The 3,360-nt window shown below is 65.7% G+C and carries 2 protein-coding genes; both read right to left on the bottom strand.

Annotated features, from left to right (window positions below; translation table 11 throughout):
• Positions 1-310: 310 nt before the first annotated feature.
• Positions 311-1,171: a 3-hydroxybutyryl-CoA dehydrogenase gene (locus QH196_RS28545; protein ID WP_174375629.1), complete on the bottom strand. Its 861-nt coding sequence runs from the start codon at positions 1,169-1,171 to the stop codon at positions 311-313.
• A 393-nt stretch (positions 1,172-1,564) separates the two neighbouring features.
• Entirely contained in the window at positions 1,565-2,854 is a 1,290-nt protein-coding gene (gene aceA / locus QH196_RS28540; protein WP_280418940.1) for an isocitrate lyase, read from the bottom strand.
• Positions 2,855-3,360 lie beyond the last annotated feature (506 nt).

The following is a 3,360-nucleotide window of genomic DNA, read 5'->3' as shown; positions in this document are numbered from 1 at the left end:
ACCGGCGAGATCGCCGTGGTCACCGGCGCCAGCAAGGGGTCCATCGCCGCGGCGGTGGCCGGGTGCCTGCTCGGCGGCGGCGCGACCGTGATCGTCACGACCTCCCGTCTCGACGACCACCGCCTCATTCGACCCTTCGTTGCCACTACGTGACCTACCAGGGAGCCGAACGGTGAATTACACGAATGCAATTCGCCTCCAGCGATTTACCGAGGTCGGCGAAATGCCTTATCTCACCGAGTTCTCGATCGGACCCCGCCTGGCTCTCGGGGGGCCCAAACCCGGCCCCGCTCTGGGGGGCGCCAACAATTCAGTACTGGTAGAAGCCGGCGCCTGTTTTCTTGCCGAGCAGACCGGCCTCCACCATGCGCATCAGCAGCGGCGGGGCCGAGTAGAGCGGTTCCTTGAATTCGCCGTACATCGAATCGGCGATGGATTTGACCGTATCGAGGCCGACGAGGTCGGTGAGCGCCAGCGGCCCCATGGGGTGGGCGCAACCGAGCACCATCGCCTTGTCGACGTCTTCCTTGGTGGCGAACCCGGACTCGACCATCCGGATGGCGGACAGCAGATACGGCACCAGCAGGGCATTTACCACGAAACCGGAACGGTCGGAGGATCGCACGACCTCTTTGCCGAGGATTTCGGCGGCGAATTTCTCGGCGCGCTCGGACACGGCGGCGCTGGTTTTCAGCGTGGTCACCAGCTCGACCAGCGGCAGCACCGGCACGGGGTTGAAGAAGTGCATGCCCACGACCCGTTCGGGTGTGTTGGTCGCGACGGCGATCTTCATGATCGGAATGGAGGAGGTGTTGGAGGCCAGCACCGCGTTCGGGTCGGTGACCACCTTGTCCAGTTCGGCGAAGATCGAGGTCTTGACCTTCTCGTCTTCCAGGACTGCCTCCACCACCAGCTGGCGGTCGGCGAAATCACCAAGGTCCGAGGTGAACCGCAGCCGCCAGGCCGTCTGCTCACGCTCACGTTCGGTGATCTTGCCGCTGCTCACGCCACGGTCCAGCGACCGCAGGATGCGTGAACGGCCGGCGGCGGCGAGCTCACGGGTCTGCTCGTACACCAGCACATCGACATGAGCGCGGGCGCACACCTCCGCGATGCCGGCGCCCATCTGTCCGGCGCCGATGACACCGACACGCTGAATCTTTTCGCTCACGGTCCGCTCCTGATCAGTTTGTGGTGGGTCGGTGGGAACGAAGGTGTTGCTCTGGTGTGAGCGGAGCCTTCGATTCGAAGTTCGTGGTGTGTGAAGTCTGTCGTACTTCACGGTAGAGGCACCGAAGCCCCCTCGCCGGGCTGTTGCGAGGGGGCGGCGGGTACACCCCTACCGAGGTAGTGGTTGCCGGTATCCGTAACGAATACCATCTGCGGCCCGGTGGACCACGGAGCTGGGCCGTACCGAACCCGACGCAACCAGCGGCGGTGCCGAGTTCAGCGAGGCCCTGAAAGGTTTCGGCCCGGCCCCCCGGGTTTGAGGGGGGGGGAGGAAGGAGAGCCGCCCCCCGGGCGGGGCCCGCGGGGCCCAACCCCCGCCGCGCGTCAGCGCGGCCTAATGAAACTGCCCCTCTTCGGTGGAGCCCTTCAGCGCGGCCGTCGAGGTGTTGGGGTCGACGGTGGTGGCGATGGTGTCGAAGTAGCCGGCACCGACCTCACGCTGGTGCTTGATGGCGGTGAAGCCACGCTCGGCGGCGGCGGCGAACTCGCGTTCCTGCAGGTCGACGAAGGCGGTCATACCCTCGCGGGCGTAGCCGTGGGCCAGGTCGAACATGCCGTAGTTGAGCGAGTGGAAGCCCGCCAGGGTGATGAACTGGAACTTGAAGCCCATGGCGCCCAGCTCACGCTGGAACTTCGCGATGGTGGAATCGTCCAGGTGCGCCTTCCAGTTGAAGGACGGCGAGCAGTTGTAGGCCAGCAGCTGGTCCGGGAACTCGCTGCGGACGGCTTCGGCGAACTTCCGGGCGACCTCGAGGTCCGGCACGCCGGTTTCCATCCAGATGAGGTCGGCGAAGGGGGCGTAGGCCTTGGCGCGGGCGATGCAGGGCTCGATGCCGTTCTTCACGCCGAAGAAGCCTTCGGCCGTGCGGGTGCCGTCGAGAAATTCGCGGTCGCGCTCGTCGACGTCCGAGGTGATCAGGGTGGCGGCCTCGGCGTCGGTGCGGGCGATGATCACCGAGGGCACCTGGGCGACGTCGGCGGCCAGCCGCGCGGAGGTCAGGGTGCGGATGTGCTGCTGGGTGGGGATCAGCACCTTGCCACCGAGGTGGCCGCACTTCTTCTCCGAGGCCAGCTGGTCTTCCCAGTGCACACCGGCGGCGCCGGCGGCGATCATGGCCTTCTGCAGTTCGTAGGCGTTGAGCGCGCCACCGAAGCCGGCTTCGGCGTCGGCGACGATCGGGGCCAGCCAGTTTTCGACCGAAGTGTCGCCCTCGACCTTGGCGATTTCGTCGGCGCGCAGCAGCGCGTTGTTGATGCGGCGGACCACATTGGGCACCGAGTTGGCCGGGTAGAGGCTCTGGTCCGGGTAGGTGTGCCCGGAGAGGTTCGCGTCACCGGCGACCTGCCAGCCCGACAGGTAGACGGCCTTCAGACCGGCGCGGATCTGCTGCACCGCCTGGTTACCGGTGAGAGCGCCCAGCGAGTTGATGTAGTCCTCGTTGTTCACCAGGTCCCAGAGGATCTCGGAGCCACGCCGCGCGAGGGTGTGCTCTTCGACGACGGTGCCCTGCAGCTTCGACACCTGCTCGGCGGTGTAGTTGCGGGTGACGCCCTTCCAGCGGGGGTTGGTGTCCCAATCCTTCTGGATTTCCTCAGGGGTCTTCGGGGTGCCGGTGGTCGACATCTTCGACTCCACTTCCTTGGTCGGTCGGTCCGTCGGCCCGCGTCGACGGTGCGTTTCCGCACCGCACTGCTGGATCGACGATTTGCAGGCTTGCAATGCCCAGCGGGGGTACTTGCACACCATGGCACACGATCAAAACGTCGTCTACCTGTTGCTTCTGTGAATCTGAGCTAGGATCGACCACAAGATTGTTAAGTCTGCAAAAGTAGCCAGCACATTGCCCCCGCGAAATCTACTGGCGAGTAGTGCTGACATGGGGTTTTAGCGTAACGCCCGTACTGTTAGCCGAAGTACCTATCCCAGCCGCACCCACCAACCCCGGGCACCCGCTGTGAGGACGTTCATAACTGATGGCGCCCGCCAGCAGTCCCGGCGGACCCGGGGCGAGCAGTACTCCTAGCGGCCCGGCTTCAACGGCGCCGAGTTCAGCGAGGCCCTCACAGGGTTCGGCCCGTCCATGCGTTCAGCCCGCGAGACAATGCGGCGCAGCCGCGAGTATCGCGGGC

The sequence above is a fragment of the Nocardia carnea genome (assembly GCF_029868325.1).
Classification (GTDB): domain Bacteria; phylum Actinomycetota; class Actinomycetes; order Mycobacteriales; family Mycobacteriaceae; genus Nocardia; species Nocardia carnea_C.
This window is presented reverse-complemented; position numbering and strand designations above follow the sequence as displayed.